General features: G+C 64.0%; 8 protein-coding genes and 1 pseudogene. 2 read left to right on the forward strand and 7 right to left on the reverse strand.

Annotated elements, in window-relative coordinates:
- Positions 1-10 precede the first annotated feature (10 nt).
- The 6 genes from ACOCG7_RS24415 to uvrA all read right to left on the reverse strand — a co-directional run bounded on the left by ACOCG7_RS24415 (position 11) and on the right by uvrA (position 13702).
- Positions 11-1846 carry an extracellular solute-binding protein gene (locus ACOCG7_RS24415; protein WP_227470829.1) on the reverse strand — a complete coding sequence of 612 codons (1836 nt, stop codon included), beginning with the start codon at positions 1844-1846 and terminating at the stop codon, positions 11-13.
- Between the two features lie 267 nt (positions 1847-2113).
- Positions 2114-2791 carry an energy transducer TonB gene (locus tag ACOCG7_RS24420; protein WP_244744885.1) on the reverse strand — a complete coding sequence of 226 codons (678 nt, stop codon included), beginning with the start codon at positions 2789-2791 and terminating at the stop codon, positions 2114-2116.
- A gap of 86 nt (positions 2792-2877) precedes the next feature.
- A complete protein-coding gene (locus tag ACOCG7_RS24425; protein ID WP_083084062.1) occupies positions 2878-3297 on the reverse strand; it encodes an ExbD/TolR family protein in 420 nt (139 codons plus the stop codon).
- Between the two features lie 22 nt (positions 3298-3319).
- Positions 3320-3931: a MotA/TolQ/ExbB proton channel family protein gene (locus ACOCG7_RS24430; RefSeq protein ID WP_073430104.1), complete on the reverse strand. Its 612-nt coding sequence runs from the start codon at positions 3929-3931 to the stop codon at positions 3320-3322.
- Between the two features lie 95 nt (positions 3932-4026).
- Positions 4027-6729 (reverse strand): TonB-dependent receptor plug domain-containing protein, encoded by a 2703-nt coding sequence (locus ACOCG7_RS24435; RefSeq protein ID WP_073430105.1) that lies wholly within the window; start codon positions 6727-6729, stop codon positions 4027-4029.
- 1057 nt (positions 6730-7786) lie between these two features.
- A complete protein-coding gene (gene uvrA, locus ACOCG7_RS24440) occupies positions 7787-13702 on the reverse strand; it encodes an excinuclease ABC subunit UvrA (protein ID WP_421377709.1) in 5916 nt (1971 codons plus the stop codon).
- A 353-nt stretch (positions 13703-14055) separates the two neighbouring features.
- On the opposite strand from uvrA, the gene ACOCG7_RS24445 reads away from it, so the two are divergent.
- Both ACOCG7_RS24445 and ACOCG7_RS24450 read left to right on the forward strand, forming a co-directional pair.
- Positions 14056-14319: a PepSY domain-containing protein gene (locus ACOCG7_RS24445; RefSeq protein WP_083084065.1), complete on the forward strand. Its 264-nt coding sequence runs from the start codon at positions 14056-14058 to the stop codon at positions 14317-14319.
- A 19-nt stretch (positions 14320-14338) separates the two neighbouring features.
- Positions 14339-14860 (forward strand): annotated as a pseudogene (locus ACOCG7_RS24450) (cytochrome b/b6 domain-containing protein); the annotation flags it as partial.
- On the opposite strand, the gene ACOCG7_RS24455 reads toward ACOCG7_RS24450, so the two are convergent.
- Positions 14747-16309: an amino acid racemase gene (locus ACOCG7_RS24455; RefSeq protein WP_083084359.1), complete on the reverse strand. Its 1563-nt coding sequence runs from the start codon at positions 16307-16309 to the stop codon at positions 14747-14749. The pseudogene ACOCG7_RS24450 and the gene ACOCG7_RS24455 overlap by 114 nt on opposite strands.
- Positions 16310-16474 lie beyond the last annotated feature (165 nt).

Raw genomic sequence — 16474 nt, forward strand, 5'->3', positions numbered from 1 at the left:
CCTCTGTCGCTCAATGCGCCGTGGGCGGTTGGGTCTGCACCAGGCTCTGCGCCGCTTGCGGCTTCGCGTACCAGTAGCTGATGACCCAATCCTCGTACTGGTAGGTCGCCGGCACGATCTTCGGAAAGCCCATCGTGGCCTTGTAGCCGATGCGCGCACCCGGCGCGTAGTACTCGGGCACGAGGTAATACGAGTTGATGAGCACGCGATCGAGCGCGCGGGTCGCCGCTTGCAGGTCGTCGATCGTGGTGGCGGCAAGCGCGGCGCGAATCAGCGCGTCGACCGCCTTCGAGCGGATGCCCGGATAGTTTTCCGAACCGATCTGCGAAGCCGCCGCGCTGCCGAAGCGGCGTTGCAGCTCCGCGCCGGGAATCGTCACCGGCGGGTAGATGAAGGTGGTCATGTCGTACTGGAAATTGTCGAGGCGCTTCTGGTACAACGCGCTGTCGATCTCGCGCATGTGCGCCTCGATGCCGAGCACGCCGAGCGCCTGCATGTACGGCAGGATCAGGCGATCCATGCCGGGCTGATCGTCCATGATCTCGATGGTCATCGGCGTGCCCTTCGCATCGCGCAGCGCGCCGTCGCGGTAGTGCCAGCCCGCTTGCGCAAGCAGGTCGCGCGCGACACGCAGATTGCCGCGCAATGAATTCGGCGCGATGGTGTCGGGCTGCTTCGTCATCGGCCCGAATACCTCGGGCGGCACGCTGTCGCGATACGGTTCGAGCAGCGCGAGTTCCTTGGGTCCGGGCAGGCCGGTCGCGCCGAACGGGCTCGCGTCGAAATAGCTATGCGTGCGCCGGTATTGACCGCGGAACATCATGCGGTTCATCCAGTCGTAATCGAAGGCCATGCTCAGCGCGCGGCGCACGCGCACGTCCTGGAACATCGGCTTGCGCAGATTGATCAGCAAGCCCTGCATCTGCGCGGGGCCGTCGGCGAATTCGCCCTTTTTCAGCATGCCGTTCGTGAAGTTCTTGCCGACGTACTTGCGCGCCCACTGCGTCGCGCTGTATTCGACGACCACGTCGGCGTCGCCGGCCTTGAAGGCTTCGAGTTGCGTGTAGTGATCGCGGTACAGCTTGAACGTGATGCTCGCGAAACGGTACATGCCGCGCCGCGACGGCAGATTCGCGGCCCAATAGTTCGGATTGCGGCGGTAAGTGATCTGCTTGTCGTTCTTGCGCGACTCGATCAGATACGGGCCGCTCGCGATCGGCGCCTCCGAGGCGATCTGATCGAACGGCGGGCGCGTGCCGTCGGCGCGCATGCCCCACTTGCGCGAGAAGATCGGCAGGTCGCCGGCAATCAGCGGCGCCGAGCGCTCCGCATGTTTGAAGTCGAAGCGGACGGTGGCGTTGTCCACCACGACGGCGCGTTTGATCACCGCGAACTCCGCGTTGAACATCGGCGAAGCCTGCGGACTCGTCAACGTGTCGAACGAATATTTGATGTCCGCCGCGGTGATCGGGTCGCCGTTCGAAAAGCGCGCGGCCGGGTTGATGTGGAAGGTCGCCGAACCCAGGTCGGCGGCGACTTCCACGTCATCCGCGATCAGCGGGTACTCGGAGGCCAGTTCGTCCCAACTGCGCTGCATCAGCGTATCGAACATCAGGCGCCGGATATCGGGAGCCGGCGCGCCGCGCACCAGAAACGGATTCAGCGAATCGTAGGTTTGCAGCTCGTCGTAGTTCTGGAAGCTGAGCGTGCCGTCGGCGGGCGCGCTGGGATCGGCGTAGTCGAACTGCGTGAAATCGGCCGGGTATTTGGGCTCGTCGTATTGAGCGATCGACGGCCTCGCCTGCGCGGGCGCCGCGCTCAAAGCCAGGGTCACGGCTAGCGCCATCGTCCATGCCGTGCTCAGGCTCGGCAGTGGCGCGCGCGTCAGCGGGGGCACGGCGCGCGGCCAGCGAAACTTCACAAGTCTCATCTTCGGAATGCGTGTGGATGCGTGTGATTGCGTGTGGATAGACGCCGACTCGCGGGCCGGCCTGGCATGTCACGCACTACGTCGCGCGATACGTGACGCACTACGTCGAACCGGCGCGAGGACGGCTTGCGGCCGTCGCTCGCGTTCCCTTCCTGAAACGCGCGTTGCCGCCGCGCGCCGTGCTTACTCGTCGTCGCTCGCGGCGGTCTTGAACGAGAACGCCACTTCACCGACGTAAGCCTCCGCGTTCTTCTCGCATCGATACGACTTCGCCGCGCTGATGACCGCCTCGTTGAACACCGAGGTGGGCGGCGTGACGCGCATGATCTTCACGTCGTTCACGCTGCCGTCCGGGCTGATCGACAGATGCGCGATCACGGTCGCCGAGATGCCCTCCTGCAACGCGCGGCGCGGAATCTGCGGTTGCACGGCCTGACAATGGCCGCGGCCGTCGACCACCCCATGCAGCGCGGGCGGCGCCGCGGGCACGGGCGGTGCGGCTGCGGCCGTGGCCGGCCCGGGCGTGGCGTTCGCCGTCGCGAGGGCGGGCGCATTCGCGTTCGGATTGGCAGCCGGCGCGATGTTGGCGGGCTTCGGCGTGGGCGACGGCATCGCCGGCGGCGGCTTGGGCGTCGGCAGCGGCTTGGGCTGCACCTGCTTCGGCACGGGCTTGACCGGCGTGGGCGCGGGCGGCGGCTCGAGCTTCTTCACTTCCGGCGGCGGCGGCGGCGGCGGCGCCATCTCCACCTGCATCACCTTGCGCGCGGGCGGCGGCTCCTGTCTGAAGCTCACCTGCGAAAGTCCGGCGACGATCAGCAGCTCGACCACCAGCGCCACTCCCACGGCCGTCTTCATGGACATGCGGCCATGCTGCGCCGGCGTGGACTCTGCCCAGAGTGCGCCGTTCAGGCGACTTCGCGGGTCTTTCATGTCGAGTACCGGAGAGCTCATGTCGTCGGATTGGTCGCCAGTGCTACCGAGCTGATGCCCGCCGCGCGCACCAGGTCCATGACCTTGACGATGTTCTTGTAGCTCGTGCCTTCGTCGCCGGCGATCGCCACGTCGACCTTCTTCGAATCGTGGACGAGCCCTTCCAGATGCGCGGTCAATTCGGTCGGCGTGACGGGCTTCGCGTCCAGATAAATCTCGTCGCTCCTGGTGACGCCGATCGACACCTTCACCGTCTGCTGCAACTGCTCGGCCGTGCTCGATTGCGGCAGATCGAGCTTGATGCCCGCGCCCTGGATCATCTTCAGCGTGGCGAGCATGAAGAACACCAGCAGGAACATCATGATGTCGATCATCGGAATGATCTCGATGCGCGCCTTCTCTTCCGCGCCCAGGTAATGGCTGCGATGGTTACGCATGATCCTTCTCCTTGACGGTTCTTCAGGCGGCGAAGCGCGACACGAGCAGCGACTTGATCAGGTCGAACTGATTGACCGTCATGCGGATGCGCTTGTTGAAGTAGTTCAGGAAGATCACGCAGATGATCGCGATGGTGAGCCCGCACGCGGTGGCCGTCAGCGCGTGGCCGATGCCGCCCGTCACGCCGTTCGGGTTCGAGGTGCCGCTCGCGCCCAGTACGTTGAACGACTCGACCATGCCGATGATCGTGCCGAGCAGGCCGAGCAGCGGGCCGAGCGTCACGGCCGTATCGAGAATCCACAGATTGCGGTCGAGGCGCGGCATCTGGAACATGATGGTTTCCTCCAGTTCGCGCTCCACCACCGCTTCCGGTTTGCCCTGCACCTTCAGCGCGCTCTTGACGAGTTCGCCCTGCACGGTTTGCTTATAGTGTTCGGCGACCTTGCGCGCGTCGCCCAGATTGGCCGGCTCGACCATCTTCAGATCATGTTCGAGCGTCTTGCCCGCCTTGACCGCTCGCGAGAAGAACATGAAGCGCTCGACGATGATCGAGATGCCCAGCAGGAAGATAAAGGCCAGCAGGGGAATCAGGCCCATCGATTGAACTGAATAGTTGATAAGGGTATTGAGCACGGGGAACTCCCTATTACGTGTCGAACAAAGGCAAGCCGCTCCGGTCTCGATGACGGAGCCGGAGCGGCCGACTGACTAAACGGACTGCTGATGCATCAGAAACGGTACGTCGCGCCGACCTGGAAGAAGCGGCCGATGTTGGTGTAAAGCGACTGGTCGTAGCCGGTGATATCCGGGGTGGCCTGCCACTCCACGTCGAACGGCGGCTTGCGGTCGAAAATGTTGTTGATGCCGCCGTAGATCGTCCAGTGCTTGAAGCCGCGATACGTCGCCATCAGGTTGAACTGGCTATACGAGGCGACCGACAACGTGCCGCCGTCGCCGAACTCGGCCGCCACCGCATTGGTGTACGGGCCGGTGTATTGCCAGGTCAGCGTGGTGGTGAACTTGCGGTAGTCCCAGCTCAGGCTCGTGTTGCCCTTCCAGCGCGGATTGCTGGCGCCGAACGGTTGCAGCAGCGCGAGGTTGTTGCCGGCGAAGTCCTGGGTCGGCGCACCCGGGCTGTTCAGCTTGAAGTGCCACACGTACACCCAGTCGCCCGCCAGCGTGAAGGTGCCGTACTTCGTGCCGACCGACTTGCGGAAATTCATGTCGAAGCCGTCGGTGTCGAGCGAGCCGAGGTTGACGAACTGTTGCTTGATGTAGGCGACCGTGCCGTCGGGATTGCGGATCACCGTGGCCGGGTTGTTCGCATCCATCACCGCGTTCGGATCGTTGGTGCCGATCACGCCGTCGATGTGAATCTTGTAGAACGCCGCGCCGATATCCGTGGACGAGTCCGGCGAGAGCTGGAAGCCGATGTTGTAGTTCTTCGTGTGCTCAGGCTGCAGATCCGGATTGCCGTTGGTCTGCTCGGTCGTGAAGTGCTTGGTCGGCACGCCGCTCGGATCGTTGGGATCGACCAGGTTCTGGTGACCGAGGTACACCGCCTGCGAGTTTTCAACCAGCGTCGGCGCACGGAAGCCGCGGCTGTACGACGCGTAGGTCGTGAGCGCCTGCACCGGCTGGAAACGCAGCGCGAAGCTCGGCGAGAACGCGCCGCCGAAATCGCTGTAGTGGTCGTAACGGCCCGCTTGCGTGAACGTCAGGTTGCGGATGATCGGAATATCGACCTGGTAGTAGACGGCGGCCACGTTGCGCGAACCGTCGACCGTCTGAATGTTGGCCGGCGCGGTGATGCCCTGCGCGCTATAGGTGCGCGAGTTGATCAGCGAACTCTCGTGGCGGAACTCCGTGCCGAAGCCGACGCCGACCGGGCCGCCCGGCAGATTGAACAGGTTGCCGGTCGAGGTCTTGGCGGTCACGCTGTCGAGCTTGGAGATCGCCTGCTCGTAGTCGTTCTGGAACACGCCGTTCAAGCCATTCGGCGTGGCCGACGGGTTCGAGAAATTGAAGCCGCCGTTCTGCAGGATGCTTTCCACGCCCGCCACGTTCAGCACGTTCCGGTAGGTGGTGTCGACCGTGCTTTGCGAATGGCCGTAATCCGCGGACCAGTCCCAGTCGCCGAACTTCTGCGTGGTGAACGAGCCCTTCACGCCGGTCGACGCGCGCCAGAACGTCGATACCGTATCGGCCGAAACCGTATTCGGGAACGTGTAGCTGATCGGCGTCGCGACGCCGAAGGGGTTGTACGGGTTGCTCGCCGAGACGGTGCGCGAGAGCGGCAACGCCGAACCGGTCGCCGGATTGAACGCGTTGGTCGTGCTGGAGAGCGCGGCCGGGCCTTCGTTCTGCACGGTTTCGTTGCGGCTCACCCACAAGTCGGCGTAGGCCTGCACGTCGTCGTTGATCTTGAAGGTGCCGCGCACTTTCGCGTTCAGGCGCGTGATGCCCGGAACCAGCGAAGTGGTGCTGGCGGGATTCGATTTACACGTCGAGCCGTCGTTCGCCGACACGCTGCCGGGCGGGCACGGGCTGAGCGCGACCTTGGTGCCGTCGGGCGCGGTCCAGTACGACTGCTGGTTCGGACCGAGCGGGCCGGCGAGGCCGCCGGGGAACTGGCTGAAGTCCTGATTGGCGGTGAGCGAGCGATCGGCGAGCGACGAGCCGCTGTCGCGGTAATAGCTGGCCGCGGCTGTCACGTTGAAACGGTCCGAGTTCAGATCGCCGATGCCGCCGAGCACGCTGAAACTCCCTTGCGCGTCGCCGGGATGCTGCGCCTTGCCGAGCTGGCCGTCGATCTGCAAGCCCTGAAAGTTCTTCTTCGTGATGATGTTGACCACACCTGCGATCGCATCGGAGCCGTACACCGACACCGCGCCGGTCTTCACGATGTCGATGTGGTCGACCATGTTGAGCGGAATCGAGTTGACGTCGAAGAACGTGTCGGTGAAGTTCACCGCCTTGCCGTAGTTCGCCACCCGCTGACCGTCGACCAGCACCAGCGTGTACTTCTCGCTGAGCCCGCGCAACGCGATGCCGCCGCCGCCCTGCGCGGAGCTGTTCATCGTCGTTTGTCCCCAACTGCTGCCGGAGTTCGCGGACGTGCCGCGCAGAAAGTCCGCCACCGTCGTGTAGCCGCTCTGCTCGATTTCCTTCGGCGTGATGGTCTGCACTTCCGTGTTGCCGACCTTGTCCGACGTGCGGATCAGCGACCCGGTGACTTCCACGCGTTCCATTTTGGTCACGTTGCCCGTGTCCGTCGCGGCCGGTGCGGCTTCCGATGTCGTCGTTGCAGCGGCGCCACCGGTCGTGGCCGGCTGGCTTTGCGCGAACGCGGGAGCGGCGATAGCCGCCGACAACGCAAGTTCAGCCCAAAGTATTCTTTTGATGGCCAACGCCAATGCCCTTTGTTTCATTTTCCCCTTCTCACTCGTCAGTAAGACCACACCCTGTTGTGCAAAGAAAAGTCTTGTGAACTTCTCCGCTCGATTTACAGCGACGACGCACCACTTTTTGCAAAAGTTGCCCCGAATCTGTGCAATGCACTAAAACGAGCAAATGCATATAAATGATTCGGCAATACAAGGGCACTTAAGCTTTCTTAAAATCGCGATCGTGATTTCTTACAGAACAGTAAACCCATTGCTTTCTAATTCATTTCGATCGCCGCAAATGCAGGCGCTCGGCGGAATAATGTTTTTTCCGCGAGCGATATCCTGCGTAATCACAAGACGCACCTTCTGAATACCTAAATATTTATTTCTTGATTGCTTTAGAACTTTTGCTGTGCTGGTTCGACTGGGACAACCTGAGGTGCGAGCCAGGACAGTCGACATCTTCGGCGACTGTCTCACCAGCTCCTCGGGAAACGCCCTGTCGTCCGCGTTGTCGCGGCGGCTTGTTCCTTGTTATCGGGTGGCGGAAACATAGCAAGACAGAATCGCTTCGTCAAAATTTGTTTGATATAAGCAAATAAGTTTTCATGTGCCGTGGCGTATGAAGCTCAAAAACGGAGGTCAAAGGGCGGCGCTCGCCGCCGCTTAATCGTGCGACGGCGAGAAATCCAGCGCGAGCGAAAACCGCGGCCGCTAAATGCGGTCGCATGACTTCAAAATCGGCATGGAAAGCCTGAAGACAAATAGCAGCGCAATGCGTGCGGATGTCTCGCCGGCCAGGCGCTATTCGTGATGAAGGCGCTTGATGGAAGGGGACAATATCAAACCAAAAACGGCCGTCAAACTTTTTTTGATGAATGAAGACCTGATTGGTACACCGGCCTCATTAGATAGATGCCTCTAATTGTCGAGGCGCTCCCGGCGAATCCCACTATGTCGCGAATCGCGGCGACTAAACAACGCGCGCCGCGCACTAAACATTAATAGCGCGATAAAAACGCGCACGGCCCACATCGCTTCTCGCGATGCAGGCCGTGCGTGGATTCATGCATGAATGCCCGCGAGAGGACGGCTCGCGCTACCCGTTGGTGCCCTCGCCTGCTTCAACCGGCGCGACGACGCGTGCCGCTTCCGTGCGTTCGAGCACCGGCTTCAGCGCGGCACCCGTGTGGCTCTCGCGCACACGCACGAGTCCTTCAGGATCGGTTGCCGCAACGATGGCGCCGCCACCCACGCCGCCTTCAGGACCGAGATCGATGATCCAGTCGGCCTCGGCGATCACGTCGAGATCGTGCTCGATGACGACGACGCTATGGCCGCCATCCGCGAGACGATGCAGCACGCGGATCAGCTTGGCGACGTCGGCCATATGCAAGCCGACGGTGGGTTCGTCCAGCACGTACAGCGTATGCGGCGGCTTCTGCCCGCGCCGCGTGATGTCGTCGCGCACCTTGCTCAACTCGGTGACGAGTTTGATCCGCTGCGCCTCGCCGCCCGACAACGTAGGCGACGGCTGGCCGAGCGTGAGATAGCCGAGCCCGACGTCTTTCATCAATTGCAATGGATGCGCGATGTTCGAGATCGGCGCGAAGAATTCGACGGCCTCGTCGATTTCCATGGTCAGCACGTCGCCGATATTCTTGCCGCGCCAGGTGACCGCAAGCGTCTCGGGATTGAAGCGTTGCCCGTGGCACACATCGCAGGGCACTTTCACGTCCGGCAGAAAGCTCATGCCGATGGTGCGCACGCCCTGCCCCTCGCAAGCCGGGCAACGGCCTTCGCCGGTGTTGAACGAAAACCGCGAGGCCGTGTAGCCGCGCGCACGCGCTTCGAGCGTGCCCGCGAACAGCTTGCGGATCGCGTCCCACACGCCGATATACGTGGCCGGACACGAGCGCGGCGTCTTGCCGATCGGCGTTTGATCGACTTCGAGCACGCGGTCGATGCTTTCCCAACCGGTGATCGAATCGCAGCCCTGCCACGCATGCGTGACGTTCAGCGGAGCGCGCGGCGCCGTGCGCGCCAGCACGCTCGAACGCCGGTTCGCGGCCGGCTGTTGCTCGGCCGCCGCGCGCGCGCGCCGCGTGGCCGGCGACGACAGCACCGAGCGCCCGACCGCATCCAGCAGATTCGCCATCAACACGTCGCGCGCCAATGTCGATTTGCCCGAGCCGCTCACGCCGGTCACCGCGACGAGGCGCGACAGCGGAATGCCGACCGTGACGTTGCGCAAGTTATGCAGCCTCGCGCCATGCACCGTCAGCCAGTTTTCCGGCACCGCGGCCGCGCGCCTGGCCGGCGCGACCACCGCGCGGCGCGGCTGCAACGGATGCACGATCGGCCGCGCGAGAAACTGCCCGGTTAGCGAATCAGGCTGCGCCGACAGATCGGCCACGCTGCCCTGCGCGATCAGCGTGCCGCCGCGCTTGCCCGCGCCCGGCCCGATATCGATGATGTGATCGGCACGCCGGATCGTGTCTTCGTCATGCTCGACGACCACCAGCGTATTGCCCTTTTCGCCCAGTTTGCGCAAGGCGCTCAGCAGAATCTGGTTGTCGCGTGGATGCAGACCGATGGTGGGTTCGTCCAGCACGTAGCACACGCCTTGCAGATTGCTGCCCAGTTGCGCGGCGAGGCGGATACGCTGCGCTTCGCCGCCCGACAGACTCGGCGCGGCACGATCGAGACTCAGATAGCCGAGCCCGACTTCTTCCAGAAATTGCAGACGGCTGCCGATTTCGCTCACCACGTCACGCGCGATTTCCGCGTCGCGCCCGCTCATCTCCAGCGAGTCGATCCACGCGCGCGTATCCGACACGGTCCATTGCGCGACGTCGACAATGGACTGCGCGTTGAACGTCACCGCGCGCGCGGTGGGGTTCAGACGCGTGCCGGCGCAATCCGCGCAGGGTTCGTCGACGAGACCTTCCGGTTCCTGCTCTTCCGACGGCAAGCTCTGCTCACGCCCGCGATTGTCGTCGACGACGACGATCGTATCGTCGTAGGCGGCGCGTTGTTCGCGCGTGAGCGCGAGACCCGTGCCGACGCAAGTGGTGCACCAGCCATGCTTGCTGTTGTACGAGAACATGCGCGGATCGAGTTCCGGATAGCTCGTGCCGCATGTCGGGCACGCGCGCTTGGTGGACAGCACCTTCACGTCGCCCACTTTCGCCGTGGGATGACCGCCGTTGATCGCGTCGTGCAAACCGTCGAGCGGCGCCAGCAGGTGCATCACGCCCTTGCCGATTTCCAGCGTCTGGTCGAGCGCCTCGCGCAATCCGGTTTCATTGTCCGGCGACACGACGAGGTCGGTCACCGGCAGTTCGATCGTGTGTTCGCGGAAGCGGTCGAGCTTCGGCCACGGGTCCACCGGCACGAACTCGCCATCCACGCGCAGATGCGTGTTGCCGCGCGATTTCGCCCACTTCGCGAGATCCGTATAGACGCCCTTGCGGTTCACGACGAGCGGCGCGAGAAAGCCGACGTGCTGCCCCTTGTGATCGCGCAGCAACTGCGCGGCAATCGATTCGACGCTTTGCGACGTGACCGGCGTGCCGTCGTGAATGCAATGCTGCAAGCCGAGCTTCACATACAGCAGACGCAGGAAGTGCCACACTTCCGAGGTGGTCGCCACCGTACTCTTGCGACCGCCGCGCGACAGGCGCTGCTCGATCGCGACCGTGGGCGGAATGCCGTACACGGCGTCGACTTCAGGCCGCCCGGCCGGCTGCACGATGGAACGCGCGTAGGCGTTCAGCGATTCGAGGTAACGGCGCTGCCCCTCGTGAAACAGGATGTCGAACGCCAGCGTGGACTTGCCCGAACCGGAGACGCCGGTAATCACGTTGAACTTGCCGTGCGGAATATCGACGTCCAGCGATTTCAGATTGTGTTCGCGCGCATTGACGATGCGCACCACGTCCTCGCCCTCGATCGCCCGGCGCGCCCGCGCCGCGCTCAGCGCCTTTTGCAGCGGAATGCCTTGCGACGCCGGTTCGGCCGCCGCGTTCATCGCACGGTCGTATTGCAGCAGCGCCTCGCCGGTATGCGATTCCGCGCATTGCTTGACGTCTTCCGGCGTGCCCGCGCACAGCACGCGACCGCCGCCGTCGCCGCCTTCCGGGCCGAGGTCGATCAGCCAGTCGGCCGCGCGGATCACGTCGAGGTTGTGTTCGATCACGATGAGCGAATGACCGCTCGCGAGCAGTTTGCCGAACGCCTGCATCAGCTTGGCGATGTCGTCGAAATGCAGGCCCGTGGTGGGCTCGTCGAACATGAAGAGGCGTTTCGCAACGGCCTGTTTCGCAGCGCGCGCGCTGCGCGCCTGGGCCGATTCGGCGAGGAAGCCCGCGAGCTTGAGCCGCTGCGCCTCGCCGCCGGACAGCGTGGGCACCGGCTGGCCGAGCTTCACGTATTCGAGGCCCACGTCGACGATCGGCTGCAACACGCGCAATACCTCCGCGTCGTTCGCGAAGTAGGCGGTGGCTTCGCTCACGGTCAATTCGAGCACGTCCGCGATGCTCAACGCGCGCGCCGGTTGGCCGCGCTCGATCTTCACCTCCAGCAGTTCCGCGCGGTAACGACGCCCGTCGCAATCGGGGCAGCGCAGGTACACGTCGCTCAGGAACTGCATTTCAATGTGCTCGAAACCCGAGCCGCCGCAGGTCGGGCAGCGCCCGTCGCCGGAGTTGAAGCTGAACATGCCGGGACCGTAGCCGCGTTGTTGGGCGAGCGGCGCCCTGGCGAACAGCTTGCGGATTTCGTCGAATGCGCCGACGTAGCTGGCCGGGTTCGAGCGCGCGGTCTTGCCGATCGGCGACTGGTCGACGAACACCACGTCCGTGACCTGGTCGGCACCGCTCAGGCTTCTGAATGCGCCGGGCGATTCGGTGGCGATGCCGAAGTGCCGCGCCATGGCCGGATATAAAACGTCTTGCAGCAAGGTGGATTTGCCGGAGCCCGACACGCCCGTCACGCAGACGAGCCGCTGCAACGGAATCTCGACCGTGACGTCGCGCAGATTGTGCTCGGTCGCGCCTTCCAGCACGATGCGCGGCGTGTCGTCATTCACCGGACGCTGTGACCAGTGCGCCGCATCCGCCACATGGCGGCGGCCGCCGAGGTACTCGCCGGTCAGCGTGCCGGACGAGCGGATCGCCTCGGGCGCGCCGTCGTAAATGATCGAGCCGCCGCGCTCGCCCGGCCCCGGCCCCATGTCGATCAGACGGTCCGCCGCGAGCATTACCGAGGGATCGTGCTCGACCACCACCAGCGTATTACCCGCATCGCGCAAGCGGTGCATGGCTTCGACGATCCGGTTCAGATCGCGCGGATGCAGGCCGATGCTCGGCTCGTCGAGCACGAACAGCGTCTTGGTGAGCGAGGTGCCCAACGCCGTGGTCAGGTTGATGCGCTGCACCTCGCCGCCCGAGAGCGTGCGGCTTTGCCGGTCGAGCGTGAGATAACCGAGGCCGACGTCGCACAAATATTTGAGGCGCGTGCGCACCTCGGCGAGCAGCAGTTTGAGCGCGTCGTCGAGCAAGGCGCTCGGCAGGCTGATTTCGTCGAAGAAACGCCGGATGCGTTCGATCGGCATCAGCATCAGATCGTGTACGGTGAGGCCCGGCAAGGCCTCGAGTTGCGCGCGCGACCAGTCGACGCCGCGCGGCATGAAGCGCTGCGCGGCCGGAAGCACCTGGTCCGCGTTCGCCTTGCTGCCGAGGCGCCACAGCAGCGATTCCGTTTTCAGGCGCGCGCCGCCGCAGGTTTCGCACGGCGTATAGCTGCGGTACTTGGACAGCAGCACGCGGATATGCATCTTGTACGCCTTCGATTCCAGATACTCGAAGAAGCGCTTGACGCCGTACCAGTGGCTTTGCCACTTGCCGTTCCACTCCGGCGAGCCGTTGATGACCCAGTCGCGCTCGGCATCCGTCAGTTCGCCCCACGGCGTGCCGCGGCGGATGTCGGCTTTGGCCGCATAGCGCATCAGATCGTCCTGGCATTCCTTCCAGGCCGGCGTTTGCATCGGCTTGATCGCGCCTTCGCGCAGCGTCTTGCGCGCGTCGGGAATCACGAGGCCCAGGTCGACGCCGATCACGCGGCCGAAGCCACGGCAGGCTTCGCACGCGCCGTATGCCGAGTTGAACGAGAACAGCGCCGGCTGCGGGTCGGCATAACGCAGGTCGCTTTCGGGGCTGTGCAAACCGGTGGAGAAACGCCAGATTTCCGGCTCGGCCGGGGTCGTTTCAGGCGCATTGGGCGCAGTGGATGCATCGGGCGCGGCGGGCAACACGTAAATGTTGACGCGCCCGACACCGCGCTTGAGCGACGCCTCGATTGCCTCGACCACCCGTTGCTTGTCGACCGCGCGCAGCCGGAAGCGGTCGGCCACCACGTCGAGCAACTTGCGCTTGCCGGTGGGCGAATCGACTTCGCGTTGCGCCTGCACGCGCGTATAGCCGCTGGCCGAGAGCCACTGCTCCACTTCCTGCTCGGACGCCGACTCCGGCAACTCGACCGGGAACGTGACCACCAGCCGAGGATCATGCTGCGCGGTGCGCTCCAGCAACTCGGCGTAAATCGTTTCCGGCGTGTCGTGACGCACCTGGCGCGCCGTCTTGCGATCGAACAGTTCGGCCGCGCGCGCATAAAGCAGCTTCAAGTGGTCGTTGAGTTCCGTCATGGTGCCGACGGTGGAGCGCGAACTGCGCACCGGGTTGGTCTGGTCGATCGCGATGGCGGGCGGCACGCCGTCGACCCGGTCGACTTGCGGCCGGTCCATGCGGTCGAGAAACTGGCGCGCGTAGGCGCTGAAGGTCTCGACATAGCGCCGCTGCCCTTCCGCATACAGCGTATCGAACACGAGGCTCGACTTGCCGGAACCGGACGGGCCGGTGACGACGGTCATTTCGCCGGTTCTTACGTCGAGATCGACGTTCTTGAGGTTGTGCTGGCGTGCGCCGCGGATCTTGATAGTGCCGTTGGATGACAATTTTTTCGACCGTCTGAATGAGTGGGCCACCTCTCACGGACGCCTCGCGACCGCGCAAGTTCGATGCAGCCGGGCCGGCGGGAACACACGCCGAAGGCCTGGTTACGACGGGATACTATACTGTATATTCATACAGTTTTCCACGACGCCGCACGCTCGTGATGCCGCGTTCCGCAGGGTGCGACTTTCGCTCGCACCTGCTTTCAAAACCCTTTCCGTCGCGGCGGGCGCCGTTATACTGGCGGTCGCCGTGAACGGTCCCCGCGATTGCCGTTCATGCTTTTGCCGCCCGGCAAGCTCAGGAATCGATTTCCCGGCGTCATCGGTCATTTTCAATCAGGAGACGGATATTCATGTTCAAGCTTATGGTGTTGCTGGCGGCCGTAGCCGCGTCGAATGCGGCTTTCGCGAAGGCCGACTGCACGGCGCATCCGAAGAGCGAATGGATCAAGGAGTCGGACGCGCGCGCTCAACTGGAAGCGCAGGGCTACAAGATCAAGAAGTTCAAGGTCGACGGCAACTGCTACGAGATCTACGGCCACAATAAGGACGGCAAGAAGGTCGAGATCTATTACGACACCAAGACGCTGGCCGTCGTGAAATCGGAAATCGAGTAAGCGGCAGCGCTTGCGAACCATGCACTCATCGCACGGCGCGCGAGTCGAGACCTGGGACATCTGGGTTCGTCTCACGCATTGGACGGTAGCGGGCATCGTCCTGTGGAATCTGTTCGGCCCGACCGATCAGATACATCGGGTGCTGGGGTACTGTGCGGCCGGGCTCGTCGCATCACGTCTCGTGTGGGGTGTGATCGGCACACGGCCCGCACGGTTCTCGAGCTGGTGGCCCACACGCGCACAACTCGTCGCTTATCTGCGTTCGCTGGCCGCGGGACAGGCGCTACACCACGCGTCGCACAATCCGCTTGGCGCTTTGATGGCAGCCGCGCTGTGGTTCTTGATTGCCGCGCTCGCGCTGAGCGGGTTCGTCATGCGTCTCGATGCATTCTGGGGAGAAGAATGGCCCCAAACCGTCCACTATTGGTTATCGGTGGCATTGCAGGGCTGCGTTGTCGTTCACATCGTCGCGGCTGTCGCAATGAGCGTGTGGACTCGTGAGAACCTCATCGCCGCCATGATCACCGGCCGCAAGCGGCGCCGCGCTTAGCCTGGACCCGCTCGCCGCCAGCGCATCAGCCACGCAGCGTCGCGCGAGCACTTCGGTCGGATCGACGAGCCGCACCATCCGTCCACCCGGGCCCGCCAGCGTCGAGCCGCGCAGCAGCAGCGGCAATTCGGTACACCCCAGCACGATCACCTGCACGCCTCGGGCGACCAGATCATCGACCGCCGCGTCGACGTCGTCGCGACATTCGCCCGTGAGATGGCCCGCCTTCGCACCGTTCGCGCCATAGATGGCGCTCATCAGCCGCGCCTGGGCGGCTGCGGCCGGCGCGATCTGCACGAAGCCGCGCGCCTCGAGCGCTTTCTCGTAGACGCGGCTCGCGAGCGTGCCCGAGGTCGCCAGCACGCCGACTTCGCGCAAGCCGGGAAACGACTCGCGCAGATAATCCGCGGTACAGGTCAGCATATTGACGATCGGAACGCCGAGCGAAGGCTGAATCCGTTCGACGAACGCATGCGCCGTATTGCACGGAATCGCGATCAGATCCGCGCCGCCCTCTTCGAGCGTTTTGCATGCGGCGTAGAGCGCGAGCGTCGGATCGTCGCCGCCGCCGAGCAGCGCCTCGGTACGGTCGGGAATCTGCGGGTCGTGCTCGACCATGACCTTGATGTGATCCTGGTCGCATGCGGCGGGCGTGTTGCGCACCAGCTTCCCCATGAAGTCGACGGTGGCGGCCGGCCCCACGCCGCCCAGCACGCCCAGCTTGAAGCGCCGCCTGGGCGGCGAGTATTGCCCCGCCGTGACGTAGCGCGCATACACCAGGTTCGCATCGACGAGCGGTATGTCCAGCGTGCCGAGCGCGCGCGCGACCAGGGCGATTTCGGCGAGCCCCGGCAAAATGATTTCCGCGCCTTGCGCGACGAGATCCGCGCATGCCGCGCGCAGCAACTCCACGGGCCGGCCATGAAGATGTCCGCTTTTGATGCCGTTCTCGCCGTACACCGCATTCGTCACGCAATCGACGCCCGCTTCGTTGCGCGGATGCAGCACCTCGTAGCGCCCGGCGTCGAAATAGCGTTCGAAGAGACCGTTATCGCGAATCGCGTCCGACGTCAGCACGCCGATGCGGCGCACCAACGGATAAGCTTGCCGCACATGCGCCGACAGCGCGCTCATGAGGTTGGCGATGGGCACGGCCACGTTCGCGGAGAGCTCGTCGATAAAGACATGGCTGAGAAAGCACGGCAGGACGATCGCATCGACGCCGCGCTTTTCGAACGCGCGCATCGTGTCGAATACGTGAATCTTGAACTGCGCGTTCGCCGTGCTCTGCGAAGCCGGTCCCGGCCAGGACCGCTGTTCGAGGACGAGATCGATGGGCCGCGCGCCGCGGCGGCAGATGGCGGCCATTCTGCTCAGGACGTCGGCGCTGGCAAGCTGCGCCGCCCCGGTGACGACGCCCAGCGAACGATAGCGATTCATGATGACTTCCCCCGACATTGTTCCGATCCTCTTCGTCCGCCTCGATGCCGGGCGGCTTTTTCGCGCTTGAGGATGACATTATGTCGAGGGAGTATGACGTGGGGTTAACCACGAAAATAACAATTTCTTCGCGTTCAGCGCGGCATGGAGGCCGCGAGGGTCACT

This window comes from Paraburkholderia sp. DD10 (assembly GCF_049177125.1).
Classification (GTDB): Bacteria; Pseudomonadota; Gammaproteobacteria; order Burkholderiales; family Burkholderiaceae; genus Paraburkholderia; species Paraburkholderia terricola.

Bases quoted from the DNA above. Each gene is read 5' to 3' on its own strand.
- ACOCG7_RS24445 (WP_083084065.1), top strand. From the start codon at position 14,056: ATGTTCAAGCTTATGGTGTTGCTGGCGGCCGTAGCCGCGTCGAATGCG.
- ACOCG7_RS24455 (WP_083084359.1), bottom strand. From the start codon at position 16,309: ATGAATCGCTATCGTTCGCTGGGCGTCGTCACCGGGGCGGCGCAGCTT.
- ACOCG7_RS24420 (WP_244744885.1), bottom strand. From the start codon at position 2,791: ATGTCCATGAAGACGGCCGTGGGAGTGGCGCTGGTGGTCGAGCTGCTG.
- ACOCG7_RS24435 (WP_073430105.1), bottom strand. From the start codon at position 6,729: ATGAAACAAAGGGCATTGGCGTTGGCCATCAAAAGAATACTTTGGGCT.
- ACOCG7_RS24415 (WP_227470829.1), bottom strand. From the start codon at position 1,846: ATGGCGCTAGCCGTGACCCTGGCTTTGAGCGCGGCGCCCGCGCAGGCG.
- ACOCG7_RS24425 (WP_083084062.1), bottom strand. From the start codon at position 3,297: ATGCGTAACCATCGCAGCCATTACCTGGGCGCGGAAGAGAAGGCGCGC.